The sequence below is a fragment of the Bordetella petrii genome (assembly GCF_020991325.1).
GTDB lineage: Bacteria > Pseudomonadota > Gammaproteobacteria > Burkholderiales > Burkholderiaceae_B > Bordetella_A > Bordetella_A petrii_E.
Genome location: NZ_JAJMLX010000423.1, coordinates 1 through 2,565, shown reverse-complemented (window position 1 = coordinate 2,565; position 2,565 = coordinate 1). Strand labels below are relative to the sequence as shown.

Genomic DNA, 2,565 nt, shown 5'->3' with positions numbered 1-2,565 from the left:
CCCAATGGCGCGCGCGCCGCGCCGCGCGCCGGCATTCCACCAACCCGCCCGAAAGCGAACCCGCGCCGGCGCCCCCGCTGCCTTTGTCCGGAGAACCCCATGCCTGAAGCCATGCTGGCAGCACGCGGCATCACCCGGCGCTTCGGCGGCCTGGTGGCCGTGAACGATGTTTCGCTGGACCTGCACCGCGGCACCGTGCACGCCGTCATCGGCACCAACGGCGCGGGCAAGTCGACCCTGATCAATATCCTGTCGGGCGAACTGTTGGCCAGCGCCGGGCAGGTCATGATGGAAGGACAGGACGTTACCGCCTGGCCGCAGCCGCAGCGCGCCCGGCGCGGCCTGGGCCGCAGTTACCAGCGTTCCACCATCTTTCCCACGCTGAGCGTGTACGAAAACTGCCGCCTGGCCGCGCAGGCCAGCCGCCAGCAATTCTGGCAATGGTGGCGCAACGCCAGCCAGTGCGCGCACAGCGCGGAACGCGCCCGCCATGCCCTGGAACGCACCGGCCTGGCGCGCAGTGCGGCGGTGCCCGCCGGCCTGCTGCCGCATGGCCACAAGCGGCAGCTGGAAATCGCCATGTGCCTGGCTGGCCAGCCGCGCGTGCTGCTGCTGGACGAACCGCTGGCCGGCATGGGTCCCGAAGAAACCGAGAGCATCCTGGCCCTGCTGCAAAGCTTGAAGGCCGAACACGCCATTCTGCTGGTAGAACACGACATGGACGCCGTGTTCGGCAACGCCGACATCATCACCGTGATGGTCAACGGCACCGCCATTGCCTGCGGCACGCCCGGACAGGTTCGCGCCAACCCCGAAGTGCAGAACGCTTACCTGGGAGACGCCACATGCGCGCATTGATCGATGCCAGCGGCCTGCACAGCTACTATGGCGCCAGCCACGTGCTGCGCGGCGTGGACGTCAGCATCGCGCCGGGAGAATCGGTGGGCCTGGTGGGCCGCAACGGCATGGGCAAGACGACCCTGATCCGCACCCTGATGGGCCACGTGCGCAGCCGCCAGGGCAGCCTGTCGGTGGCCGGCCAGGACTGCACCCGCGCCCAGCCGCATACCATCGCGCGCCTGGGCGTGGCCTACGTGCCCGAGGGGCGTGGCGTGTTTCCCAACCTCAGCGTGCGCGAGAACCTGCTGGTGGCCGCAAGAACGGGCACGCGCGGGCAGGCCCACTGGACCTACGACCGGGTGCTGGCCACTTTCCCGCGGCTGGCCGAGCGCCTGGACCACGGCGGCCAGCAGTTGTCGGGCGGCGAACAGCAGATGCTGGCGATCGGCCGCGCCTTGATGACCAACCCCGACCTGCTGATCCTGGACGAGGCCACCGAAGGCCTGGCCCCCTTGATCGTGGCGGAAATCTGGCGCATCGTGGCGGCCATCCGCGCCACCGGCATGTCCACGCTGATCGTGGACCGCAACTATCGCGCCGTGCTGTCGCACACAGACCGCTGCCTGGTCATGGAAAAAGGCCGCATCGTGCACCAGGGGGAAAGCCCCGCGCTGGCGGCGCAGCCGGAGCAATTGGCGCGGTACCTGGGGGTATAGCGGCGGACAGTGCCGCTGCGATCGGTGTCTGACACCCCTGGCGGGGAGTCAGACACCCGGTAGCGCGGGCGGGCAGTGCCGCGGATCGCGTTCGCGTCAGATCAGCGCCTCGATCAGGAACGGCCCCTTGCGCCCCAGCGCGCCCTGCATGGCCTTGGTGAAGCCTTCGATGGTATCGACGCGCACGGCTTCCACGCCCATGCCGGCGGCCAGCTGCACCCAGTCCAGGCTGGGTTCCTGCAGGTCCAGCATGCGCTTGGCATTGCGGCCGGGTTCCTGCACGCCCACGTTTTTCATTTCGCCATGCAGCGTGGCGTAGGAACGGTTGGCCAGGATGATGGTCAGGCAGTCCAGCTGTTCGCGCGCCTGCGTCCATAAAGCCTGCACGGTGTACATGCCGCTGCCGTCCGCCTGTAGCGTGATGACCTTGCGGTCGGGGCAGGCCACCGCCGCGCCGGCGGCCAGCGGCAGGCCGATGCCGATGGCGCCGCCCGTCAGTTGCAGCCAGTCGTGCGGCGCCGAGGTGGCGCTGATGGCGGGAAACTCGCGGCCCTGGGTTACCGATTCATCGCAGACGATAGCGTTTTCCGGCAGCATGCGCGCGGTGATGACGTTGACCGCGGTGCCGGTCAGCGCGCCGGCACGCGGCACGTCGATGGACGAGGCCACCGGCAACAGGCCCGGGGCGTCGTTCGCCACGCCCAGTTCATCGGCCAGCCATTGCAAGGCCTGCAGCAGGTCTTGTTCGGGGGTGGCCAGCACCAGGGGCTGCTGGTCTTGCGGCGCCAGCAGGCTGGGCTTGCCGGGATACGCAAAGAAGGCCACCGGGGCGGCGGCCCCCACCAGAATCAGTTGCCGCACGTCTTTCAGCAACGCCACCGCCTGGTCCACCGGATACGGCACGCGCGTTACCGGCGTGCGGTTCGCGCCGCGCTCGGTACGGCGGTTCGACGTCGGCGACAGCAGCTTCACCCCCGTGGCCTGCGCGATGCGGCCCGCCACGGCCAGG

At 69.5% G+C, this 2,565-nt stretch carries 3 protein-coding genes; 2 read left to right on the top strand and 1 reads right to left on the bottom strand.

Annotation, left to right across the window (positions count from 1 at the left end):
* Positions 1-99: 99 nt before the first annotated feature.
* Both LPZ50_RS24005 and LPZ50_RS24000 read left to right on the top strand, forming a co-directional pair.
* Positions 100-858, top strand: a complete 759-nt coding sequence (locus LPZ50_RS24005; RefSeq protein ID WP_230665355.1) for an ABC transporter ATP-binding protein — start codon at positions 100-102, stop codon at positions 856-858.
* Entirely contained in the window at positions 846-1,556 is a 711-nt protein-coding gene (locus tag LPZ50_RS24000) for an ABC transporter ATP-binding protein (protein WP_230665354.1), read from the top strand. Before LPZ50_RS24005 ends, LPZ50_RS24000 begins: the two co-directional genes overlap by 13 nt.
* A 96-nt stretch (positions 1,557-1,652) precedes the next feature.
* Here the strand turns inward: LPZ50_RS24000 and LPZ50_RS23995 are convergent.
* The coding region (locus LPZ50_RS23995; RefSeq protein ID WP_230665353.1) for an acetolactate synthase large subunit at positions 1,653-2,565 on the bottom strand (913 nt) is incomplete at its 5' end.

What these genes read in the sequence shown, in the direction of transcription:
- LPZ50_RS24005 (WP_230665355.1), top strand. Translation starts at nt 100, where the DNA reads ATGCCTGAAGCCATGCTGGCAGCACGCGGCATCACCCGGCGCTTCGGC.
- LPZ50_RS24000 (WP_230665354.1), top strand. Translation starts at nt 846, where the DNA reads ATGCGCGCATTGATCGATGCCAGCGGCCTGCACAGCTACTATGGCGCC.